General features: G+C 44.9%; 24 protein-coding genes and 1 other RNA gene. 17 read left to right on the plus strand and 8 right to left on the minus strand.

The genetic code is table 11. The features are described from left to right. The 4 genes from AC6R16_RS08090 to menE form a co-directional block, all read left to right on the plus strand. Nucleotides 1–431: alpha/beta hydrolase family protein (locus AC6R16_RS08090; RefSeq protein ID WP_500674075.1), on the plus strand; the 431-nt coding region annotated here is incomplete at its 5' end. A 37-nt stretch (nt 432–468) separates the two neighbouring features. Then, on the plus strand, nt 469–1,335 hold the full coding sequence (gene menB, locus AC6R16_RS08095) for a 1,4-dihydroxy-2-naphthoyl-CoA synthase (RefSeq protein ID WP_004746667.1): 867 nt from the start codon (nt 469–471) through the stop codon (nt 1,333–1,335). A gap of 174 nt (nt 1,336–1,509) precedes the next feature. After that, nucleotides 1,510–2,496 carry an o-succinylbenzoate synthase gene (menC, locus tag AC6R16_RS08100; protein ID WP_500674076.1) on the plus strand — a complete coding sequence of 329 codons (987 nt, stop codon included), beginning with the start codon at nt 1,510–1,512 and terminating at the stop codon, nt 2,494–2,496. Then, entirely contained in the window at nt 2,496–3,866 is a 1,371-nt protein-coding gene (gene menE / locus AC6R16_RS08105) for an o-succinylbenzoate--CoA ligase (protein ID WP_500674077.1), read from the plus strand. The genes menC and menE overlap by 1 nt, the downstream gene beginning before the upstream one ends. Nucleotides 3,867–3,975: 109 nt before the next feature. Here menE and nagE read toward each other — a convergent pair whose 3' ends face one another. After that, nucleotides 3,976–5,430 (minus strand): N-acetylglucosamine-specific PTS transporter subunit IIBC, encoded by a 1,455-nt coding sequence (gene nagE, locus AC6R16_RS08110; RefSeq protein WP_500674078.1) that lies wholly within the window; start codon nt 5,428–5,430, stop codon nt 3,976–3,978. Nucleotides 5,431–5,600: 170 nt separating this feature from the next. Between nagE and AC6R16_RS08115 the strand changes: the two genes are divergently transcribed. Next, nucleotides 5,601–6,482 (plus strand): LysR substrate-binding domain-containing protein, encoded by an 882-nt coding sequence (locus tag AC6R16_RS08115; RefSeq protein WP_239856032.1) that lies wholly within the window; start codon nt 5,601–5,603, stop codon nt 6,480–6,482. Nucleotides 6,483–6,592: 110 nt separating this feature from the next. Further along, complete coding sequence (locus AC6R16_RS08120) at nt 6,593–6,769, plus strand: hypothetical protein (RefSeq protein ID WP_239856027.1); 177 nt, start codon at nt 6,593–6,595, stop codon at nt 6,767–6,769. Here AC6R16_RS08120 and AC6R16_RS08125 read toward each other — a convergent pair. The 3 genes from AC6R16_RS08125 to AC6R16_RS08135 all read right to left on the minus strand — a co-directional run bounded on the left by AC6R16_RS08125 (nt 6,761) and on the right by AC6R16_RS08135 (nt 10,287). Then, nucleotides 6,761–7,684 (minus strand): YeiH family protein, encoded by a 924-nt coding sequence (locus AC6R16_RS08125; protein ID WP_500674079.1) that lies wholly within the window; start codon nt 7,682–7,684, stop codon nt 6,761–6,763. The two genes, AC6R16_RS08120 and AC6R16_RS08125, sit on opposite strands and share 9 nt — an antisense overlap. A gap of 133 nt (nt 7,685–7,817) precedes the next feature. Further along, entirely contained in the window at nt 7,818–9,689 is a 1,872-nt protein-coding gene (locus tag AC6R16_RS08130; protein ID WP_500674080.1) for an MFS transporter, read from the minus strand. Nucleotides 9,690–9,696: 7 nt separating this feature from the next. After that, entirely contained in the window at nt 9,697–10,287 is a 591-nt protein-coding gene (locus AC6R16_RS08135) for a TetR/AcrR family transcriptional regulator (RefSeq protein ID WP_500674081.1), read from the minus strand. Between the two features lie 194 nt (nt 10,288–10,481). Here AC6R16_RS08135 and AC6R16_RS08140 point away from each other — a divergent pair, with 194 nt between their 5' ends. Both AC6R16_RS08140 and AC6R16_RS08145 read left to right on the plus strand, forming a co-directional pair. Beyond that, nucleotides 10,482–11,366: a Tim44 domain-containing protein gene (locus AC6R16_RS08140; protein WP_500674082.1), complete on the plus strand. Its 885-nt coding sequence runs from the start codon at nt 10,482–10,484 to the stop codon at nt 11,364–11,366. Nucleotides 11,367–11,490: 124 nt separating this feature from the next. Continuing rightward, nucleotides 11,491–11,811, plus strand: coding sequence for a DUF1244 domain-containing protein (locus AC6R16_RS08145; RefSeq protein WP_004748255.1), 321 nt, complete (start codon nt 11,491–11,493; stop codon nt 11,809–11,811). 93 nt (nt 11,812–11,904) lie between these two features. Here AC6R16_RS08145 and AC6R16_RS08150 read toward each other — a convergent pair whose 3' ends face one another. Further along, on the minus strand, nt 11,905–12,972 hold the full coding sequence (locus AC6R16_RS08150) for a pyridoxal-phosphate dependent enzyme (protein ID WP_494504726.1): 1,068 nt from the start codon (nt 12,970–12,972) through the stop codon (nt 11,905–11,907). A gap of 123 nt (nt 12,973–13,095) precedes the next feature. Here AC6R16_RS08150 and AC6R16_RS08155 point away from each other — a divergent pair, with 123 nt between their 5' ends. Then, nucleotides 13,096–13,563 (plus strand): Lrp/AsnC family transcriptional regulator, encoded by a 468-nt coding sequence (locus AC6R16_RS08155; RefSeq protein WP_272785327.1) that lies wholly within the window; start codon nt 13,096–13,098, stop codon nt 13,561–13,563. A 97-nt stretch (nt 13,564–13,660) separates the two neighbouring features. Then, nucleotides 13,661–14,692 carry a YHYH protein gene (locus AC6R16_RS08160; protein WP_500674083.1) on the plus strand — a complete coding sequence of 344 codons (1,032 nt, stop codon included), beginning with the start codon at nt 13,661–13,663 and terminating at the stop codon, nt 14,690–14,692. A gap of 38 nt (nt 14,693–14,730) precedes the next feature. On the opposite strand, the gene tesB is transcribed toward AC6R16_RS08160, so the two are convergent. Further along, nucleotides 14,731–15,591, minus strand: a complete 861-nt coding sequence (tesB, locus tag AC6R16_RS08165) for an acyl-CoA thioesterase II (protein WP_500674084.1) — start codon at nt 15,589–15,591, stop codon at nt 14,731–14,733. Nucleotides 15,592–15,784: 193 nt separating this feature from the next. Between tesB and AC6R16_RS08170 the strand changes: the two genes are divergently transcribed. Further along, a complete protein-coding gene (locus tag AC6R16_RS08170) occupies nt 15,785–16,213 on the plus strand; it encodes a YbaY family lipoprotein (protein ID WP_500674085.1) in 429 nt (142 codons plus the stop codon). 18 nt (nt 16,214–16,231) lie between these two features. Here AC6R16_RS08170 and AC6R16_RS08175 read toward each other — a convergent pair whose 3' ends face one another. Then, complete coding sequence (locus tag AC6R16_RS08175; RefSeq protein WP_500674086.1) at nt 16,232–16,534, minus strand: DNA base-flipping protein; 303 nt, start codon at nt 16,532–16,534, stop codon at nt 16,232–16,234. A 49-nt stretch (nt 16,535–16,583) separates the two neighbouring features. Here AC6R16_RS08175 and AC6R16_RS08180 point away from each other — a divergent pair, with 49 nt between their 5' ends. The 4 genes from AC6R16_RS08180 to AC6R16_RS08195 all read left to right on the plus strand — a co-directional run bounded on the left by AC6R16_RS08180 (nt 16,584) and on the right by AC6R16_RS08195 (nt 20,010). Further along, nucleotides 16,584–17,324 carry a VP0952 family biofilm-associated protein gene (locus AC6R16_RS08180; protein WP_272785322.1) on the plus strand — a complete coding sequence of 247 codons (741 nt, stop codon included), beginning with the start codon at nt 16,584–16,586 and terminating at the stop codon, nt 17,322–17,324. Between the two features lie 156 nt (nt 17,325–17,480). Further along, on the plus strand, nt 17,481–19,490 hold the full coding sequence (locus AC6R16_RS08185) for a diguanylate cyclase domain-containing protein (protein WP_500674213.1): 2,010 nt from the start codon (nt 17,481–17,483) through the stop codon (nt 19,488–19,490). A 127-nt stretch (nt 19,491–19,617) separates the two neighbouring features. After that, nucleotides 19,618–19,714: signal recognition particle sRNA small type (ffs, locus tag AC6R16_RS08190), an RNA gene on the plus strand. Between the two features lie 86 nt (nt 19,715–19,800). After that, a complete protein-coding gene (locus AC6R16_RS08195) occupies nt 19,801–20,010 on the plus strand; it encodes a hypothetical protein (protein WP_500674087.1) in 210 nt (69 codons plus the stop codon). A 56-nt stretch (nt 20,011–20,066) separates the two neighbouring features. Here the strand turns inward: AC6R16_RS08195 and AC6R16_RS08200 are convergent, their stop codons facing one another. Further along, nucleotides 20,067–20,849 (minus strand): substrate-binding periplasmic protein, encoded by a 783-nt coding sequence (locus tag AC6R16_RS08200; protein WP_500674088.1) that lies wholly within the window; start codon nt 20,847–20,849, stop codon nt 20,067–20,069. A gap of 221 nt (nt 20,850–21,070) precedes the next feature. Here AC6R16_RS08200 and AC6R16_RS08205 point away from each other — a divergent pair, with 221 nt between their 5' ends. Continuing rightward, entirely contained in the window at nt 21,071–21,448 is a 378-nt protein-coding gene (locus tag AC6R16_RS08205; protein WP_500674089.1) for a hypothetical protein, read from the plus strand. 87 nt (nt 21,449–21,535) lie between these two features. Next, nucleotides 21,536–22,885 carry a TolC family protein gene (locus tag AC6R16_RS08210; protein WP_500674090.1) on the plus strand — a complete coding sequence of 450 codons (1,350 nt, stop codon included), beginning with the start codon at nt 21,536–21,538 and terminating at the stop codon, nt 22,883–22,885. Nucleotides 22,886–22,892: the final 7 nt, after the last annotated feature.

Here is a 22,892-nt window from a genome sequence, read left to right on the forward strand (position 1 = left end):
ACAGAGATGCCTTCAGTGCAGCACCTAAGCAGCAAAGGCGGCAAAACGATAGCCAATGGGCAAATCGATTTCGCAACGAGCCTATTGAGCAGGTATTAAGCGACTGGTATCAACAGCCAGTATTTAGTTCGCTAAATCATGCGCAAAGACAAAAACTGATAGATAAACGCAGTGCTAATCTAGGCCCATCGGTAGCGAATATGCTCGAGGCTACTTCGCTTGCGAAACAAGACTATTTACTCGATGCCCTGAAAGATTCAGGGATCAAAACTCATTATATATGTGGCGAAAAAGACAATAAGTTTAGTCAGTTGGCCAAACGAAGCGGTTTGTCTTTTAGCCAAGTTGAGAAAGCGGGGCACAATGTTCATATTGAACAGCCACAGGCTTTCGCAAATATTGTTAAAACTCAGCTGAACACCATTGGTTAGTATGCTGAGCCAGTAGGTAAACAAACTAGGAATCACCATGGCAAAAACAGTCGGTATCTCAGAAGAAGAACTATACGCTCCAGTTAACTGGAATGACTGCACAGGTGAATATGAAGATATTCAGTACCACAAATCCGAAGATGGTATCGCTAAGATCACTATCGCTCGTCCTCAAGTACGTAACGCTTTTCGTCCTCAAACCGTTAAAGAGATGATCAATGCTCTAGCAGATGCACGTTACGATGAAGGTGTGGGCGTTATTATCCTAACCGGTTTAGGTGAGAAAGCATTCTGTTCTGGTGGCGACCAGAAGATTCGTGGAGACTACGGCGGCTACCAAGATGATTCTGGTACTCACCACTTAAACGTTCTTGATTTCCAACGTCAAATTCGTACGTGTCCAAAGCCAGTGATCGCATCGGTTGCTGGTTGGGCAGTGGGTGGCGGTCACGTACTACACATGATGTGTGACCTAACGATTGCTGCAGAAAATGCTCAATTTGGACAAACAGGCCCTAAAGTGGGCTCATTTGACGGTGGTTGGGGCGCTTCTTACATGGCACGTATCGTCGGCCAGAAGAAAGCGCGTGAAATTTGGTTCCTATGTCGTTTCTACGACGCGCAAGAAGCGCTAGATATGGGGCTGGTTAATACAGTCGTTGCTGTAGAAGATTTAGAGAAAGAAACGGTTCGCTGGTGTCGTGAAACCCTACAACACAGCCCAATGGCACTTCGTTGCTTGAAAGCGGCACTGAATGCAGACTGTGATGGTCAAGCTGGCCTTCAGGAGCTAGCAGGTAACGCAACTATGATGTTCTACATGACTGAAGAAGGTCAGGAAGGTCGTAATGCGTTCAATGAGAAGCGTCGTCCTGACTTTAATAAGTTCCCACGCAACCCTTAATTTGTTGTTGATATCGTCGCTTTAGCCTCAATAACGTGTCGAGGATGCTCATATAGGCTTCTATATTCCGCGTCCTCTCCTTGTTCTTGAGGCTACAGCTTAGATATCAACGTACAAATGGGTGAAATATCCAATACAAGCTACATTTATATCAACAAAGAAAGGGATATTGCTATGAGATCAGCCAAACTGTATCGCTATGAATTGCCGATGGACAGTGGCGTGATACTGCGTGAACAAAAGCTCAAGCAGAGAGAAGGATTTGTCGTTGAGCTTGTTCTTGATGGTGAGCTTGGTCGAGGCGAAATTGCCCCTTTGCCTGGTTTTAGTATCGAGACGATGGACGATGTTTACTCGCAATTGGTCGAGCAACTGGCTTTGTGGCAACAAGGGCAAGCGTTCAACTTTGATGAGCTCTACCCATCGGTTGCTTTTGGCCTATCAATGGCGGAATTAGAGCTTAGTAAACAGTTGCCAGAACAAGGCTGTTTTCAAGCTGCGCCGCTATGTTCTGGTGACCCAGATGAACTTCTGCCTAAGCTGAATGCCATGACAGGCGAGAAAGTGGCCAAGATTAAGGTCGGTCTGTATGAGCCGATTCGTGATGGGATGCTAGTCAGCCTTTTCTTAGAATCGATTCCAGACTTAACACTCCGTTTAGACGCTAACCGAGCTTGGACTGCAGAAAAAGCGCAGCAATTTGCTAAGAAGATTGCCCCTTCGTTGCGTGGCCGCATCGCCTTTATCGAAGAGCCATGCCAAGCACCGGGAGACAGCTTCTCTTTTGCCATTGATACAGGCATTGCGATTGCTTGGGATGAAACGCTGCAACACGCGATCCGCAAAGAAGACTTCAAGTTAGAAGACCTCAATGGTGCGAAAGCGATTGTGATTAAGCCGACTCTGATTGGAACGGTTGAGCGTTGTATTGAACTGATTGATAAAGCCAAGTCACTTGGCATTAAAGCGGTAATAAGTTCGAGTATTGAATCTAGCCTTGGTTTAACCCAGTTAGCAAGATTAGCGCACTGGCAACTTCCAGAAGAAGTACCGGGACTGGATACTGTGGGGCTGTTTGCTCAGCAGTTAGAAGTTGCTTGGCCGGGTTGTGAATTACCTGTCGCAAGCCTGTCTGATCAGGCATTAATCTGGCAGTCGTAATGAGTCAGCTATCTCCTCTACGTCAATGGGCTCAATCGAGCCCATCTTTGTATGCTCTCTATACCCCCAACCAAAGTTACACTTGGGCTGAGCTTGAAACTGCCGTTGACCAAGTGGCGGCTTCGTTGGCAAGACAAGGTGTCGGTTCGGGAAGCGTGCTCACTTGTGTTGGCAAAAACAGTGTTGAGCTGATTTTGGTTTATCTCGCCTGTATAGAGCTAGAAGCGATTTGTGCGATAACCATGCCGCAAGCAAAGGCTGAATTTAACCAGAAACTCGCGACATTATATCCTGAACCCAGTCAGGCCAAAGTGTGGCTATCAACAGACGTTCCAGACTTGCGTAGCTTGCAAAACATAGAGCTGAAGCCTTTGGTGACTGAATGTTGTCGAGGCAAGTTCAGCAGCGAAGCGCTTGCTTCGATTGTATTTACGTCGGGTTCAACAGGCGCTCCTAAAGCGGTAGCTCATACCTCAAAGCAACATTTGGCCTCGGCTCAAGGTTTGCTGCAGCGCTTTGCGTTTACGCAAGGAGACACCTGGTTGCTAAGCCTACCTATGTACCATGTCTCTGGACTGGCGATTATTTATCGCTGGCTGCACAGTGGCGCCAGCTTGAAAGTGGGTAAAGGGGAATTAGCAGAAGATATTCAGGGTGTCACTCACGCATCTTTAGTTTCCACCCAACTTAAACGGCTTCTCGACAATGAAGTGAAACTGTCGCTCAGTCATGTATTACTCGGTGGCAGCCATGTGCCCATGGAACTCAGTCAGCAAGCTGAAAAACTCGGTATTGAAACATGGCTTGGTTATGGCATGACAGAAGCCGCGTCAACCGTGACGGCAAAACGTATTGACTCCGAATACACTGCTGGTGAGTTGCTACCAAAGCGTCAGCTTTGCCTTAAAGGGCAAAGAATTTATATAGGCGGTGAGACGCTAGCCTCCGGTTACTATATACAAGGGCAGCTAACACCAATTACTGAACTGGGTTGGTTTGATAGTAAAGATCTCGGTGAAATGGTCGGGCGAGAGCTAAAGATCATCGGCCGTGCTGACAATCTGTTTATCTCCGGCGGTGAAAACATCCACTGTGAAGAGATAGAACAAGCGCTTAATCAGATTCCTTTTATCAGCCAGTCGGTCATTGTACCGATACCAGATAGCGAATTTGGTCACAGACCTATCGCTGTTATCAAGGTAACAGATGAGATTGATGAGTTACAAATAACAGCGCATCTAAAAGGGTCATTAACCAAACTCAAATGGCCTGTTGCCTACTATGCGATGCCGGATGAACTGTTACAGGGTGGGATTAAAATCTCAAGACAGAAAGTAAAGCAGTGGTTGTTGGATCAACTCGCTCAGTAACCAAAAAGAAGTGCAGACTCGGTGACTAAGCGAAAATGCACTTCAGGGGGATGCGATGAAGGTGAAGTCACCGCAATTCTTTAAAAACTATTTTTCAGTAAACGTTGGATTAGCTAGCAAGGATGGTTTTCATCTGCTCTGCCACCTTGTCTACTTTGCCAAGACCAACGATAACTTGCAGACCGCCTTTGCCAACAGGAACTACCCCTGCCGCACCAAGTTTCTTAAGTTGTTCACTGTCTGCGACAGCAGAATCTTTTACTGTTAGGCGTAGACGAGTAATACAGTTGTCCACTTCTAGGATATTTTCAGCACCACCAATAGCCTGAATGTACTCCTTAGCAAGGCCTGAAATGTCCTCATTTGACTCACTGGCCATATCTTCGCCGCGACCTGGTGTCTTAAGGTTAAACTTGACGATAGCGAAACGGAAGATGGCGTAGTATAGGCAGAAGAATACCAAACCTTGAAGAATCAGCATGTACCAGTTAGTGGCTAACGGGTTTTGACTTGATAGAACGAAATCAACAAAACCTGCTGAGAAGCCGAATCCTGCCATCCATTCCATAGTTGCAGCAATGTACAAAGACAAACCGGTTAGCACCGCGTGAATTAGGAACAACACAGGTGCAAGGAACATAAAGCTAAACTCTAGTGGTTCTGTGATACCTGTGAAGAAAGAGGCCATCGCTGCAGCAAGCATAATCGCAAACACTTGGTTCTTGTTTTTCGCATCAGAGCAGTGGTACATAGCCAGAGCTGCAGCAGGTAGACCAAACATCATGATTGGGAAGAAGCCCGCTTGGTACATACCTGTTTGACCAGGAATACCCGTACCGTTAGCGATAGATTGAGCACCGCCCAAGAAGTTAGGGATATCGTTGATACCGACTACATCAAACCAGAACACAGGGTAAAGCGCATGGTGCATACCGATAGATAGAAATAGACGGTTAAAGAAGCCAAATAGACCAGCACCTACAGCGCCCATGCTTTCGAGTTTAATACCTAGAATAATCAAAGCGTCATAAACCGCTGGCCAGATGTAAAGTAGGGCAAAAGAGAGTGCCATACCTGCCACGGAAGTAAGGATTGGAACTAGGCGTTTACCACTAAAGAAAGCGAGTGCCTGCGGGAGTTCAACGCTAGAGTATCGGTTGTAAATCTCAGCTGAGATAATACCGATAATAATACCAATAAACTGGTTACTGATCTTACCAAACGCGGCGGGTACTTCATCTGCGCTGACACCAATCAACTGAGCTACAGAACCAGGCGCTAGCAGAGTTGTCACGACCAAAAACATAACAAAACCCGATAGCGCTGCCGAGCCGTTTTTGTCTTTACTTAAACCAAAGGCAACGCCGACAGCAAACAGCACTGCCATGTTATCAATGATGGCTGCGCCTGATTTAATCAGAAAAGCGGCGAGAATGTTTTCTGAGCCCCAGCCAACAGGATCGAGCCAGTAGCCAATCCCCATCAATATTGCGGCTGCAGGTAATGTCGCGACTGGCACCATCAGTGCCTTACCGACTTTTTGCATGTATCCGAGTATGTTCATTTATGCCCCTAGTTTTCAATTATTGATTTTTTGATGAGCTAGCACAGTGAGAGTCACTCTAGCGCTAGGTCACATTTAATAGATTGGGGACATTTTATGACTTATTTCATGGTGCGAACAAACGAATCAGATAGTAGTATAAATTAAAAATATTAATCCATTGAGGCAGTATGGCCAATCAACAATTGTTGCTTAGAAATCTACATACCTTCGACATGGCGGCAAAAACGTTAAGCTTTACCATTACAGGTAAGCAGCTTCACCTTACACAAGGAGCGGTCAGCCATAGAATTAAAGTGTTGGAAAAAGAGTTGGGGTTTAATCTGTTTGTCAGAGGAACTCGCCAGCTCGAACTGACGGAAGAAGGGGCTAGGTTTCACAGTACGTTGTCAAAAAATTTGCATGGCATCTTCTCTGAAATTGAAGAGATAAAGTCAACAGACATGGTGGGGGAGCTAAACATTGCAACCTCGACAGGCTTTGCAAATGGATGGTTGCTGCCAAGACTATCTGATTTCAAAAACAAGTATCCTAAATTCAATCTCAATATTTGGGGCTACCAAGAGCAGGAAGATTTCCACAAGAATAACATTGAAGTAGCGATATATTATGACTCTGCCAGTATGAAAGATGTGTATAGAAAACGTTTGTTTGGCGATGAGTACATTCCTGTCTGTACGCCGCAGTATGCGAAGAAACATCGCCTGTATGAAGATGGTTTAGAATCGCTGAAACGAATTAATTTTATTCATGCAGTCGGTTCAGACGTGTGGCAGCGATGGCGTGACTATATGCAGCTCGATATTGATATTTTTAATCAGTTTTACTGCGTAAGCCACCGAGAGATGGGTTTTATCAGTGCGCTTCATAATCTTGGTGTTGGTATGGGCAAATACCACTTTGTCAAAGATTTGATTGAATCTGGTGAGCTAGTCACCCCATACCCAAGTATGCCTACGAGCAAGAGTTATGATTTGCTTTGCCCTTTGGGAACCGAAGATAGGCCGAAAATTCGTACCTTTATTAATTGGATTGAAGGGCAGTTGCAATAGAAAAACCAACTTAGTTAATTTAGCAATTTCATAGTCCAAATGTGAATTTAGCTTTCTTATAACCCTAACTTATAATATCTCCAGAAAATTAAGAGTTAGGGTATAAGGATATGAGAGCGATTTTGGTTATTGCGGTGATCTTACAGATCATTGTGGCAGTTCAAACTGAGGGGCTCACACGAGCATTAGCTGAACTTTCGGCATTCTTGCTCGTGTTGGGGCTCGTATTTAGCTTTAAGCAGAACAAGCGAGCACAAGCTGCGAAAGATATCGGCCGTTTAGGCTAACAACAACCAAGCTAAAGATGTGGTTGAGATCAGAACCCACAGAGTAACACCAAACATCAAAGGCTTCGGACCTGCTGACTTAAGCTTATCCACTGAAATTCCGCAGCCAATCAAGAACAAACAAACGACGAGCGCTCGCTTGGCAATATCGAATATTCCTTGATAAATGACTTCAAATTGCGGTAACAAATCGCTGACCGCAATAGCTACGCAGTAAAACAAGATAAAGTAAGGGATGGTGACTTTTTTCGATTCACTGCGAAATAGGAATGCACTGACAAAAGCGACAGGAATGATCCATAACGCACGCGCTAATTTAAGCGTCGTTGCCGTCGTCAATGCTTCTTCTCCATAGGCTGAAGCTGCCCCCACTACCGAAGAGGTATCGTGAATGGCAATCGCGGCCCAAGTCCCAAAGGTGTGTTGATCTAAATTGAGTGCATGTCCAATCACTGGAAAAACAAATAGCGCGATAGAGTTAAGAACAAAAACCGTTGCGAGAGATAAACCAATTTGCTCGTCGTTGGCTTTGATGGCCGGAGACACCGCGGCAATCGCACTACCCCCACAGATAGCTGTCCCTGAAGAAATAAGATACCCAGTCTGTTTGTTTAACCCTATTGCTCTAGCAAGCCACCATCCAATAACCAGCGTACCAACAATGGTTGCGATGATGAGCCCAATGCCATCAGAGGTTACGGCTAACGCTTGTTCGAATTGAATCCCAAACCCTAAGCCAACGATTGAGTAGGCTAATAGCTTTTTGGTTAACTTAGCGAGATTGAACTGTTTTGGAACTAAACCAAGTGAGGCGAGTAGAAACCCAATAACCAAAGCGGTAGGGGAGGTGATAAATGGAGTTAAGCAAATCGTGAGTGCAAGCCAAAAAGGGAGTTGCTTATTGAAGTCATTCATTATTTTTATTGGTGTAGGGGGAGATTAAATTGGAAAGCGCTAGTTTAGCGAACCCAAAACGATAAAGAGAGTTGAATGAATTGAACATGCGTTAAGAAAAACTTAACGCATGTTAAAAGCATCGTGATTAGGTTTAACGCCAATCGCCTCGTAATGTCGCTACTTTATCATGCATAACGGATGTAGAAGCATTTTCTGGGTCAACCGGCTCGCCGACTTCAATTTCAATTTTCGACCAAAAACGTGTTGGTAACCCTTTGCATGCAGAACCTTTGTGACGACTGAAGTAACTACCCCAAAGTCCTTTAAGTGCAATTGGAATGACAGGCACAGGACTGCGCTTAATAATGATATCCATCCCGCGCATGAACTCATTCATCTCACCGTCGGAAGTGAGGCGTCCTTCAGGGAAAATACACACGATATGACCTTCAGACAGCGCTTGTTCAACATCATTAAATGCTTTGACGATTGAGCGACGATTGCCGGCCGAAATAGGGATAACACCAGCACGTTGCAAGAATCGTTTTAGTGGCGGCAAGTTGGCGTACTCTTCTTCCATCACAAAACGGATCAGCCTTGGACACACCGCGCTGAGCAGCAAGGCATCCATGTAACTCACGTGGTTGCACACGAGTAAAGCGCCACTTTTTTCTGGTAAGTTTTGCGTATTCTTATGGTTGACTCGGTACATGGTATGGGTGATAACCCACATTAAAAAACGCACCACAAAAATAGGCACTTGCATAAACAAGTAGCCTGCCACCAGCAGGTTGAGTACTGCCAACAGCAAAAATAGCTGTGGAATGGATAGCTCAATAATGGTTAAGCAGACAATGCCTAAAACAGCGCTTCCAACCATAAACAGTGAGTTATAGATGTTTAGCGCAGCGATAACCTGAGCTCGCTCGGTGACTTTTGCTCTTTGCTGCATAAGAGCATACAAGGGAACAATAAAGATACCACCTGAAGCTCCAAGTAACAGCAGATAAGCAAACACTGACCATAAAGGTTTGTGCATGACAAATTCGCTAAAGCTCGCAAACTCAGGTAACTGCTGAGGAACGGACGTTGCCATTAAAGCACCAAAAATGGTGATGCCTAAGCTACCTAACGGCACAATACCGACTTCAATTCTATGGTTAGACAGCTTGTCACAAGCTAGCGAACCCACCGCAATACCGACAGAAAACAATGCGAGTAAGAAAGATACCGCGCTTTCGCTTCCGTTAAGATGGAGCTTAGTGAAATTCGGGAACTGCGTGAGGTAAGCCGCACCCAAGAACCAAAACCAACTGATTGCCATTAGTGCGCGAAAGATAGTTTTATCCGCTTTAGCAATAGCGATGGTCTTCTTAGTTTGCTTAACAGGTTGCCATTTAAATTTAAGATCCGGCGCACTGGCAGGTGCTTCAGGAATAGAACGGCTAGAGATGTAACCAAACACGGCAAAGAGCACCACACAAGCCGCCGCTACGTACTTGGCGTTTTCAGCTGACGCAATCACCCCAGCACCAAGCGTACCCAACAAGATTGCGAGGAAAGTACCGGTTTCAACTAACGCGTTACCTGGAACCAGTTCGTTAGGCTTTAACTGCTGGGGTAGTAGGGCGTACTTTACTGGGCCAAAAAACGCCGATTGTGTGCCCATAAGAAACAGTAGGATCAGCAAGATAACGTAGCTTTCGGTAATAAAGCCGATTGCGCCCAAGCACATTATGCCGATCTCAGCGAGCTTCACCTTGCGAATGAACCAAGCCTTTTCGTATTTGTCGGCAAGAGCACCTGCGGAGGCAGAAAAAAGGAAAAAGGGAAGAATGAACAGCCCTGCCGCTAGGTTGATAAATAAGTTGCTAGAAATAGGTAGCGCACCCGCTCCCGCAAATGCGACGAACAGTAATAAGACATTTTTGAAAATGTTATCGTTAAAGGCACCAAAAAACTGAGTAACGAAGTAAGGCAGAAAGCGCTTCTGTCCTAATAGGGAAGTTTGGCTATTCGACATGCACAGATTACCAGTTGCTCAAATAATTAGAGAGTAGGTTTTCGATCAGCTCTTTTCCATCAATCGGTTCAGCAGCAAAGAATTTATCGTCGACACTTAACAGTGTTATACCGTGAACGCCAGACCATAATACGCGACTTGCTTGAAGCACTTCCGCTTGGCTACGCTCTGGTCCAATCAATTGCAACAGTTGTTCAAGCATACCTGTCATGGAATCAATACGTTGGGCTTGCCATTCTGGCAGCGTTTCACCATTCATATTGTGCTCAAAGATTAGCTGCCAGCGATGTGGGTGATGCTGCGCAAAATCATGATAGCAGTAGGCAAGTTCATACAGCGCTGACTTTGGATCTTGGCACTGAGAAACCACTCCTTTCGCTTCTTCCGAAAGCTCATCTAGGGTTTGAGCCACAGCGTGAAGTAGTAATAGATTATAACTACCAAAGACATTCACTAGAGTACTTGGAACATAGCCGATCATCGTCGCTATCTTTCGCAAGCTCAACTCGTGATAGGTGTTGCTTGCCAAAAATTCTTTAACAGTATTTAGCGTAAGCGCGATAAGTTCTTCTCGCGTATGATCGTTTCTTCGGGCCATGGTGAGTAATCTAAAATGAACAATGTTCAATATTCTAATGAGCCACTACCTATATCGTCAACAACCGCATGGGTTATTTGCAATATTCTGATACATGTGTCGGAGACGTTTTGGTTTGAATATGGGGCTGCTAGAGTTAATATAGTGTAATAAGTATAAGTTTATAACCTTGACAGGAACCTCAAAGGAAGAATATGAAACGACTCTTTTCCCTTGTTGCTCTACTGATGGTATCGGTTGCGATTACGCCAGTAGCAGAAGCGAAGAAGTTTGGCGGCGGCAAATCGTTCGGTAAGAGCTTCAAAACGGCGCCAGCGCCTAAGCAGCAACAGCAAAACACAAACTCGATTGGTAAAGACCAAACGGGTAAAACACAAAGCTCAAGCAAAAAAGGTCTGATGGGCGGCTTGCTAGGTGGTTTACTAGCAGGTGGTCTACTTGCTGCCTTCTTTGGTGGTGCATTTGAAGGTATCCAGTTTATGGATATTCTTATCATTGGTCTGATTGCATTTGTTATCTTTAAACTAATGCGTGGCATGCTTGGCGCTAAGCAGGGCAGCATGAATCAGAACCGCCAACAACCAGCATTTGGTGGTTCTTCTGCGCCTAAGTTTGAACAACCTAATGTTCACAACTTTGAACAGCCACAAAACAGTGGTGCTCAAACGGGTGGTTTCGGTTTTGGTGCTCAAACAGATGTACCACATAACTACCCACCGGGCTTTGACCAAGCGGCTTTCGTTAATGGCTCTCGTGAGCATTACCGTATTTTACAAGGTGCTTGGAACCACAATCAACTTGAAACGATTGAAGAATACGTATCGCCAAGCTTGTACCAAGACCTCAAATCAGAGCGCGCTAAGCTTGAAGGTGAGCAGCACACTGATGTGATGTATGTTGATGCCGAGATCGTACGTGCGGATTACGATGCGAGCAAAGCTCAGTTAAGCCTTCAGTTCAGCGGACGTTACCGTGACGCAGTTGAAGGTATCGAAGAAGATATTACCGACGTATGGCACTTAGAGCGCGATCTAACTGCACCAAACGCACCTTGGTTAATTGTTGGTATCCAAGCTTAATCAGCATTGAAATTGAAAAACGCCTGAGCTTTTTGCTCGGGCGTTTTTGTATTGAGATTACTCTAAGTAGGCTGATACAATCCTAGAACAAAAACAACGAAGAAACGATGAGAAGGTAAGTAAAGTGGCTGAATTTAAATACAAAAATCTATCCCAAGAAGAGCAAGATAAACTAGACGCAGCGGTGTTTCGTCGTCTGCTTACACATCTGGATGACAACAAAGATGTGCAAAATATCGATCTAATGATTTTGGCAGGTTTCTGTCGTAACTGCTTCAGTAAGTGGTACAAAGCTGAGGCTGAAACACAGGGTCTTGATTTAGACATTGATGACGCTCGCGAACGTGTTTACGGCATGACTTACGATGAGTGGAAGCAAAACCATCAGCCGAAAGCGACACCAGAGCAATTAGCGGCATTCGAAGCGCGTCAAAACAAAAAGTAATCATTAGGTCCACGGATCCTAGACATACAAAAACCGCCACTCAATGAGTGGCGGTTTTTTTTAAGCCGTTTACAGCGGAGGTATCACTTCCCATTAGCTAATCTGGCCTGTCGTTTCAAATTCTTCTAGCTTGATAGAGTAAGGCTGGGTATCACCAATATTCTCTTTAACCCATTCTGCGTTGTAGTAAGTATCTAAGTAACGCTCACCGCTATCGCATAGTAGAGTAACGATAGAGCCTTTTTCTCCACGCGCTTTCATTTCACTGGCCAGTTGAAGTACGCCGTAAAGGTTTGTTCCGGTAGAAGCGCCCACCTTGCGACCTAGAATTTTCTCTAGCCAATGCGCGGTTGCGACAGACGCTGCATCTGGAATAGTGCGCATTTCATCAACGACACCAGGAATAAAGCTTGGCTCTACGCGTGGGCGGCCAATACCTTCAATTTTGCTTCCATTATTACCGGTTAAACTCTTATCACCTGTTTTGAAGTAGTCGTGGAAAACTGAGTTTTCAGGATCGACTACGCACAATTTGGTGTCGTGTTGTTGGTAACGAATGAAACGACCAATAGTCGCTGAGGTACCACCAGTACCTGGACTCATTACAATCCAAGCGGGTACCGAGTGATCTTCCATTTCCATCTGGCTGAAAATTGAGTTGGCGATGTTGTTGTTACCACGCCAGTCGGTTGCTCGCTCAGCATAAGTGAACTGATCCATATAGTGGCCATTCAATTCTTTAGCTAGGCGGTGTGACTCCGCATAAATTTGATCTGAGCGATCTACAAGGTGAGCTTGGCCACCGTAGAACTCGATCTGCTCGATTTTTTTACGTGCTGTAGATTTTGGCATCACAGCAATAAAAGGCAGGCCAAGCAAGCGAGCAAAGTAGGCTTCTGATACGGCAGTGCTACCAGAAGATGACTCGATAATTGTTGTCTCTGGGCCTACCCAACCATTACAAATGGCATACAGGAACAGAGAGCGTGCCAAGCGGTGTTTTAGAGAACCTGTAGGATGTGTACTTTCGTCTTTCAGATAGACGTCGATACCCTCAATACTTGGAAGGTCTAGCTTGATTAGGTGAGTATCTGCGCTGCGTTGGTAATCGGCTTCGATTTTGCGAACTGCATTGTTAATCCAGTTATGATCAGTACACATAAGGTTTCTCCTTCAAATCGTTATGAGGTTAATTTACCTAGTTATAGAGAGAAAAGCTTTGCTAATTTTGTTGTCATTTGCTTATTATGGAGAAAAATTTTCTACTTTGAGAAGTGTGTGGATATGGATATTGATAAAATTGACCGCAAGATGCTCGACCTATTGCAAAACGACGCAACACTGTCGCTCAACGAACTGGCGGAAGCGGTTAACCTGACCACGACACCGTGTTGGAAGCGCCTGAAAAAGCTTGAGGAAGCGGGAGTTATTCAAAAGCGAGTCGCCTTGCTTAACCCAGAAAAACTCGATCTTTCATTCACTGCGTTTGTACTCGTTAAGACGAGTGATCACTCTCACGAGTGGTATAGCCAGTTTGTGTCTACTGCGTCAGAGTTCCCTGAAGTGATGGAGTTCTACCGCATGGCTGGGGAGTACGATTACATGATGAAAGTGTTGGTAAAAGATATGCAGTGCTTTGACCACTTTTACAAAAAACTGGTTAACTCTGTCGAAGGTATTTCCAATGTGACGTCCACGTTTGCCATGGAACCTCTTAAATACACCACAGCCCTTCCAATATGCCATACGTAAAGAAGTGTATGGCAGGGTAAAGCCAAGTAAAGCTCATTTTTAAACCTGTTAAGTGTGACTAATCTGACAGCAAACACACATAACAGGGATGAATAAAATGTCAGCGTTACCATCAACTCATGCCATGAGTTTAGCCATTGCAGCAGCACTACTTAGTGGCTGCAATGGCGGAGATGACTCAAGCAGCGCCACATCTACACCTTCGGTATCAGGTAATAACATCACCAATCTTTTGTTTACTAATCTTTCGGGTGATTGCCAACAATATCTAGGTACCTTTTTTTCAACCGTGAATGACATTCAACGCTCCCTCATTTACACAGGTCAAACGCAGATAACGTCGAGTGGTAGTAAGTGCGTTGTTCAGTCAAATGCGATTCCTAACCATGACTTCAATGATGTGACGGCTTCATTTGCCACCAACGTCTCCGAGCAATCGACCTACTATGAGTTTACCGCTTCACCTAGCTTTGCAGGTTCTACTACTGCGTTAAGCTTAGGGACCTCAGAAGCCATTCTTCTCAACGGAGTTAAAGTCGATCTGTTGGCGGCGGCTTGCTACGGCGTGGGAGATGAACGTACGGGGTGTGGTCAAAGTGAAATCAACAATCCTTGGCGCTACGACCCGATGTCGTCTCTAAACGGCTTTGGTACCGATATTCACAATGCACATGTACAACCTACTGGGGAGTATCATTATCACGGTAATCCCGTTGCAATGTTTGTCCAAGATTGTGTGGGGGGAGAAGCCTCTCCAGTGATAGGCTTTGCCGCTGATGGGTTTCCAATTTATGGCAGTTGTTTCCTAGATAGTTCAACCAGCCAGGTTCGTAAAGCGACGTCAAGCTACCGTTTGAAAACGGGGGCGCGTGTTGATGTGGGTAGCTATGCGGCTCCTGTTGTGGGTGGCAACGTTGTGAGCAGCAATTATGACGGGCAGTTTCGCGGCGACTGGGAGTACTCTGCAGGCTTGGGAGACCTTGATGAATGTAACGGTATGACAGTGAATGGTCAGTATGGCTATTACGTTACCGACGCATTCCGCTGGGTGATCAACTGTTTTAAAGCTAGCGTTGATACCAGCTTTAGTGGCTTTAGTATTGAGCGTTCGCACGGACACACGCATTAAAAAGCCTCCGTTAGGAGGCTAGTCTTGGAAGGATGATTTTATTCAGTAAAGCGCATGACGCCTTCTTGTACCGCAGAGGCCACCAAGTCACCATTGCGATTGTAAATCTCACCACGCACCAGACCACGCGTATTGCTCGCGGTTGGACTTTCAATGACGTACAACAACCATTCGTCCATCTTGAATGGGCGGTGGAACCAGATCGAGTGATCGATGGTTGCCACTTGGAATTTTGGAGTCATCAGTGAGACGCCGTGAGGGTGAAGAGCAGTCACTAAGAAACCCCAGTCAGAGGCATAGCCAAGCAAGTACTGATGGATCAATTGATTATCTGGCATTTCGCCGTTGGCTCTAATCCACAGGTACTGTTTAGGCTCAACCTTCTCAGGTTTTAAAGGATTGACCACAGTGACAGGACGCATTTCAATTGGCTTTTCGCCACAGAAGGTCTTCTTAAGTTTTTCTGGTAAAAAATTAGCAATACGTTCCGCTAACTCTGACTCAGAAGCATAGTTTTCAGGGCCCGGGATATCAGGCATGGTATTTTGGTGCTCAAAGCCTGGCGCTTCACCGTGATAAGACGCCGTTAAGTAGAAAATCGGCCGACCATTTTGAATGGCTTTAACACGGCGAGTACTAAAACTACGCCCATCACGTAGGTTTTCTACGTCATAGATAATCGGCTTTTCAGGATCGCCTGGGTAGAGGAAGTAGCTGTGAAATGAATGCACAGTACGGTCTTCATCAACGGTGTAACGCGCTGCTGATAAGGCTTGACCGATTACTTGACCACCATAGACTTGAGGAAGCCCTAAGTTTTCACTTTGACCTCGAAACAGGCCCTCTTCTAGCTTTTCAAGTTGGAGCAAGTCCAGCAATTCACTTAGAGGTTTACTCATTTTCTCTACCTTTAATCTTTATATCTAGGTGGCATTTTACCCGGTTTAGTGACAAATAAAACAGTTGTTTGATTTCTATGTCAGGCAAAACTCAACATAGTTAAAGTCTTGTCAATAATCATTGAATTGCAATGACAAGCTAATAGAGGCTACTTATAATTCTCTAAAATCTAATAAGTTAAGAGAGTATTCAATGAAGAAAATGTTCGCGCTAGTCGCTACAGCAGTACTAGGTTTAGTACTTGTCGGCTGCCAATCTCCTGAGACAACGCAAGCACAAAATAAAGTCGAAAGCGTGACCGGAACCGTCTCCTATCGAGAGCGAATTGCATTGCCAAAAGGTTCATTGATTACAGTGACTTTGCAAGATGTCTCTTTGGCGGATGCTCCTGCTAAGGTGATCGCTAAACATCGATTTGAAACTAATGGAGCGCAGTCGCCGTTTGAGTTTGATTTGGCTTACCACACCTCAAAGATCGATTCGCGTCATCGCTACAGTGTCAGTGCTCGTATCGAAGTGAACGGCAAGCTACGCTTTATCACTGATACTATTTACCCGGTAATTACGGATGCTGATAAGACAGAGAATGTTGATCTGCGACTTGTTGGCGTTCGCAACTAGTGATTTTTTATGGCAGCCTTAGGGCTGCCATCGATAGAGTCTTAGTTTCACTCTTCCATCGTTAGTCACTTCCACCCCTTCCGCAATTAGCGCTTCACGTTGGCGTGTTAAATCTTGCCCTTTTAGTGAAATTCTACCTTGACTATTAATCACGCGAAACCAAGGTAGTTTACTGTCAGCAGGTAGGTTCCCTAGCGCTTTTCCTACATGGCGTGCGTAACCGGGATAACCCGCCATTTTTGCGATCTCGCCGTAAGTACTGACTTTTCCTGAGGGAATTTGGTGAATTACTGCAAAGATTTGCATTAAAAACTGGTCCATAATGACAGTGTCCTAGTACAGATTTCCAAGGAATGGATAAGGAGAGGGCATGGTATTTTCTACATTTCAGTTCTTAGTGACAACTCTGTTAGCTGTTGTTTGTGCTCGAGCTATCAGCATAAGCGAGGGCGATATTCCTGTATTAGCCTTGGTGATCCCTGCGCTATGGATTTTCCCTCAAGGCGGTCTTGTTGGCTTGGTATTAATGGCCGCGATGACAACCTACGGTTTAACCCTTCCTCATCAACCTATCACACTTTCAGTTAGCTTGTGGGTCTTATTTCCTTTGTTAATGGTGGCTTTTTCAAGACGCAGTAGTCTCGGTGTGGTACTCACTAGCTTCTTAATCGTCGCGACCTTACTGATAGGTATTATGGTCACGCAAGCCGGAGATAAGCTAGCAGGAGAGCCTATTGTCACGCTCGTTCAAACCCTATCGGTTGCCGTTATATGGTGGGCCGCTTCACACTGGAAACCATCAAACAAGCACAGCTGGTGGGCACTTGGATTAATTCTTCCTCTCTGGATAGCAGATCTCTCTTATGCTGCATTAATCGCTTTATGTATCACCGGAATCATGGCTTCGATGGAGAGCTTATCTCAGCTTAAAACCTTTCGCTGGAGTAAGTTACTTTGTTGGACATTGCCAACGGTTGGTTTTGCTGCCTTGGTTGTTTCGCCCAATATTGAAGTACCGAACCCGGTGTTTGTGGTATGGATTTGCCTACTAGGAACGGCTTGGATGACGGACTACATTCTCCGCAGTGTCGAAGAGAATCAAGATATATAATAAATCCACTTTTTTGACTGAAGATGCAGGCTTGGCATATGTAACTTGTTGTGTCAGAATTGCCGAAAATCTGCTCTGGTCAGTCAAGGAATGGCTTAAACCAATATGGCAACTTACTGACGTGCCATAACTATTCAAAAGGGATTTATGATCAAAATGGGTCTTATCTGGCGAACGACTCTACTTATCATTAGCATATTCTGCGCGCCTTCAGCGATGAGTAATGTTGCCTATAAAGTAGGGATTGAAGCCGATGACTTCGTCACGCGTACCCTTTTTGATGCAGTTTCTGAACGCTTTGGTATTGAGATTGAATACGTCTACTACCCGAGCTTTAGTGACATTCTTGAGGCGGTTAAGAGCGGAGAGGCTGATTTTGCCGCAAACGTCACTTATACCCCAGAGCGTGCCAAGTACTTCGACTTCTCAAGTCCAACCAACATTGAATTTACCTATTTATATAGTGCCCATAATGACACGTTAGACTCGGCGGACATTATTGGTATCCCGGAAGGGACCATCTATGGTGAGCTTATTGCGGCAAATTATCCCCATATTACTCAGATTGAGTATGCTGGTCATGATGAAGCAAAGTCGTTACTAGAAACTCAAAAAGTGGATGGTATTGTTGATGCGATTAACCAATTAAAGCCCATGTTGTTGGCAGGTTACGATGCGCAGCTTCTGAATCACCAATTGTCGATCAAGCCTGTCTCGATCATTGCACCCAAGCAGATTCATCGAGATCTGCTTAAAACTATAGAGTCATACATTCATACCGCTGGAATTCAGAAACGTCTTCGTGAATCAGTTAAACGGTATCAATTTGAACTCCGTCAGCAAGCGCTGCGTCAATCAGTCATAGACAGTAATCTAAACCTTAATCGCACCTATCGAGTAAAACTCGAACCCGTAGGGCAATACGCGATGTACCATAAAAATGGACAAGTGACAGGGATCAGTGCCGATGTGGTCTTGCAAGCGTGTAAGATTTTGATGCTTAACTGCCAAGTGGTGAGTGATGCAAAAGAGACATGGGAAAGTATGTATCAAGACTTGGTGGCAAAGCGAATCGATATTCTCGCTCCTCTAATTGTTTCTCACCAGCGTAAACAGATTGCGGAATTCAGTGACCCCTATTACTTCCCTGAAGTTGTTATGATCAAGCGAGAAGGCTATAAAGACAATGTTTATAGTAATGTTTCTGAACTAATCGTAGAAGAAATAGGCGTATTAAAAGACGATTTTTTTGCGGATCTTTTGACGCAATTACTGCCAAACAAAGAGCTGCGTTCTTACACGACATCGCAGCAAATGTTTGATGCGCTACTCAGTGAAGAAATTGACTATATGGCGATTACTCGTGCAAGTTTTAACAAGAGATTGCGCGACTCAAGTGATTTATTACCCCTAGAAGAAGACAAAATGATTGGCAGTTTTTATCGCTCTGATATTGCGATTGGCTTTGCCAAAAATGACATGGGGGCGAACTTAGCTCCGCTGTTTACCCGTGCGATAAAGATGCTAGATATTGCTTCACTGATAGAGCAATATGACTATCAGCCTAACTGGCGTGCAACGTTGCAAGCAGAACAAGCCTTTTCGCGGAAAAGCCATATCCTTTTTGTCATGGTGATTGGTTTTATGTTGATTGTATCGATGTACCTACACAGCCAATCCAATACTGATCCTTTGACTCGTCTAAAGAATCGTCGGTCCATGCATCAGAGGTTTCTCAGTGGCGTAAATGCTGATCTTACGGTCATCTATCTTGATGTGAATAGATTCAAGCAAATTAATGATACATATGGACATGAGGTGGGCGACCAAGTGTTGAAAAGTGTCGCAGCGCACATTGAAAAAGTATGGAAGGGGCGTTGCTATCGTATCGGTGGTGATGAGTTTATCCTGATTGGTAAAGTAGACAGAGAAGAGGTGAGCACGTTACTTGAAAAGCTGCAGCGTGTTCCTTTTCAGTCTCAAGAGCAACAGTTGTCATTTGATATCTCAGTGGCTATTGGCATTTCATTGCCAAGGCGAACATTTATGAGTTTACAAGAAGTACTCAACGAAGCCGATGAAGCGATGTATCAGCATAAACAACAGTCAAAGCAATGCGCTAATGAAGATGTGAATGGCGATAAAAACGTCCACTATCTCAATTAATGGTTACTGACTAAGCAGTTGAAACGAAATGAGGCGTTTTCTGCGGTGTTAGACTTGAAATACCCCAGCGGATGTTTGATAATCCCCTCACTCCTTAGCGATGCTAAGGAAACAGAATCTATGGAGGCCCTGGTCCTCCCGCAACAATAGCTCGTGAACTCGGTCAGGTCCGGAAGGAAGCAGCCGCAGCGAGTGACTTGTGTGCCGGGATGTGGCTGGGGCTTCCACCCATTTAAAACGCCGCTTTTACTAGCGGCGTTTTGCTATCTGCCTACCTAGTTTTTTATTTGCAGTTTTATTCAATTCTTCGATGTTTGCCCTTGCAGCTTTTTTGCAGATAGGTAGCTTTACCAGCGATATGGCGATGTGTACCAGTGTGAGTAAAGAGTCTATGGCTTCTGGCGCCGCGAAAATGACCACTCGTGATTTTGCGATTGGTAGCTTCTTAATGGTCAACGGCGGTAAGAACTTTAAAGGTGAGCAAGTTATGCTTAATATCTTTTACCAGCTAGCTAAATAGATTTACTCGCAAATCACCCCACTAGCCTATGCTAGTGGGCTTTTGGAATACAGGTGTCAATCAACTGGTTGAACTCCAGATGATGAAGAAGTGATCTGCTTTTCTACATCAATGATTTTCTGATACTCCCCTGACTTTATGAGTTGTTCGATCCCTAAACGAAGGGCTTCTTTGAGTTCTTGGCTGCGGCTGAGGTTTTGCTTTGAGAACATCACATACATGTCATTTTCGATAATCGGTTTGGGATGCACTTTGAGCTGATTAATTTGCATGGCTGGAAGTAAATTGCCAAGCATATAGTAGCCACGTTCTAGCCCTGCGGGGTAGGCGTCAATTCTATGCTTGCCAAGCTTAATGAAATTGACGTCATCAGAGTTTGATATTTCGAGCTTTACCCCGTTAGATTGCATTAAGCGGGTTACTTCATATTCTTGAGTTGCACCGATTTGATATTGGTTGAGGTCGGTTATGTCTTGCCAGTCAAATTGGCTATTGCTGTGATAAAAGAAGACGATCTTCTGCACAAATAATGGTGATGAGAATAGGAATAATGCTTCCCTTTCACTGTTTTTAAACCAAGGGAAAGTTCCGTCGTACTTGTCTGTTTGGGCGTAGCGATAAGCGCGACTCCAAGGGTGATACTCAATTTTGACTTGATAATCCTGTGTGGCAAAAGCGGCGCGGACTAGCGTCTCTGAGATTTTATAGTTGAGGTTATCTTGGCTGCTGGTGTAGGGCTCCCAATCGCCAATCACAAAGTTAACGGTTCTGTTAACGACCTCTGCGCTGCAAAACGATGAGTAACTCAACAACAGTAGTAATGTGACAAGCTTACCCATAGTGCGCACCTTGATTATTCCTACCTACAAATTTAGATGACAATTTACTTAATAAGTAGTTTGGGACCTCAATATGACGTTTTTGTTTCATTACAAGCGGTTTAAGCCGCAGAGTTTTGGCTTAGGGTCTAAGTTTTTGTCACCGGATAGGTAAAGAGTAATTGACCCTCCCCTTAGGGTAAGGTTTAGCATAAACGAGATTGTTCATTATTAGGTGCGTTATGACGTTCAGAGTCAGCCAAAAAATCTGGATTGTTGCGATCAGCATGTTTTCGATGCTGTTCTCGACGCTATCTAGCAGCGCGCCTTTAATGAGCTTTGAAATGATGGACGCAAGCTCAATGCATCATTCTCAAAGCGCATGCAATATGCCGATGAAATCCAATCTAGAAGAACATTCCCCGACGATGATGGAGGAGTGTGAGTCCGAGCCTAGTCAGCACATGTGCTGCGACGTGATGTGCATGACAGTCTTTGCTTTGCTTAATCACTATCAGCCAGTCCACTCGACTTCTAGCCATCTTGCTCTTATTGTCCGAGACGATAGGAGTGTGCCGATCAACCAAACGTCCTCCCTGTATCGCCCCCCAATAGCGTAACTCGTTTTCTATTACTTCATCTCTTTACGATTTGTTCGTGAAGAGGCGCTTTTATGCCTTTTTAGGCACATAGAAACGGATTACTACGTGAAGACTAAACCAACGTGTCTGGCACTTACGCTAAGTGCAGCGTTGTGGTTTGCCCCGACTGCTGCATTGGCTGAGGCCGATTTAGCAGCGCAGCCACCTCGCGATTTACTGGCGCAGATGATTGATACTGCGTTAAATAATGATACCAATCGTAAACAGCTCTACGCCCAATCACTCGCAATGAGAGAAACGGGTATTGCTAACTCAACCTTAATGGACCCAAAACTGAAGGTGGGGTTTGGCGGTTTGCCAACCGAAAGCTTTAAGTTTGATGAAGACCCAATGACCAACATCTCGGTCGGTTTGATGCAGCAGTTTGAACGGGGCTCGACACTCGAACTGCAACGTAAGAAAGCGAACCAACAAGCGGATGGCGTGACACTGCAATTGCAATCGCGCGAACTTGAAGTTGCTAATGCGATGACTCAGTTGTGGTTAGAGCTGGGTTATTTGCAACAAGCTGAGCAGATTCTGCAAGAAAACAAACAGCTACTCGTCGAGCTACAGGGCTTTATTCAAACCAACTATTCAATTGGTAAGAGTGAATCTCAAGACTTACTCAATGCTCAGCTTCAAGTCAGCAAGCTTGATGAGCAACTGCAAGCTAACGGGCAAATGCAAACTCGATTGATCTCTCAATTCTCTGAGTGGCTAGGCATTGGCTGGCTCAATCAACACAGTGATTTGCGAGCGAGCAATCAGTTAGATTGGCACAGTTTGGCAACTAAGCTAGATAGCAACGCAAACCAAACCGACCACTTCGAGTTACTTAAACGACATCCAATGGTGCAGATGATCGATGCTTCGATAGCTGTGAATGAAACTCAGGTCAATATCGCCGAACAAGCTTATACACCTCAAGTTGGTGTTGAAGTGATGTATGCCTATCGACAGGCAAACAACATGATGGGCGAGCCTGCCTCTGATCTTGTCAGCGCCTATCTGACTGTCGATGTTCCGCTGTTTACGGGCAATCGACAAGATAGAAACCTAGCCGCAGCGCAGTATCAAGTTGGGGCGACTAAGTCTCAGAAAGATACTTTGTTGGCGCAGATGAATGCCCAAGTGAACGCGCTACTGGTTGATGAGCGTAATTTAAATCAACGTCTTGAACGCTACCAAGCCACCTTATTACCTCAAGCGCGCGCAAGAATTCTCGCCGTCGAACGTGGTTATCAAAATAACACAGCGCAGTTTAGCGACGTGATCGCCGCCACGAGAGATGACCTTGCCTTGCAATTAGAACAGCAACGTTTATTGACCGATCTAAACATCGTCAAGAGTAACTTAGCGACGCTATTTAGCGCTTTCGAGTTTCAGGTCTCGCTACCTGAAATCACTCAGTAGAACAATA

The sequence above is a fragment of the Vibrio sp. R10-SG3-ISO10 genome (assembly GCF_059834185.1).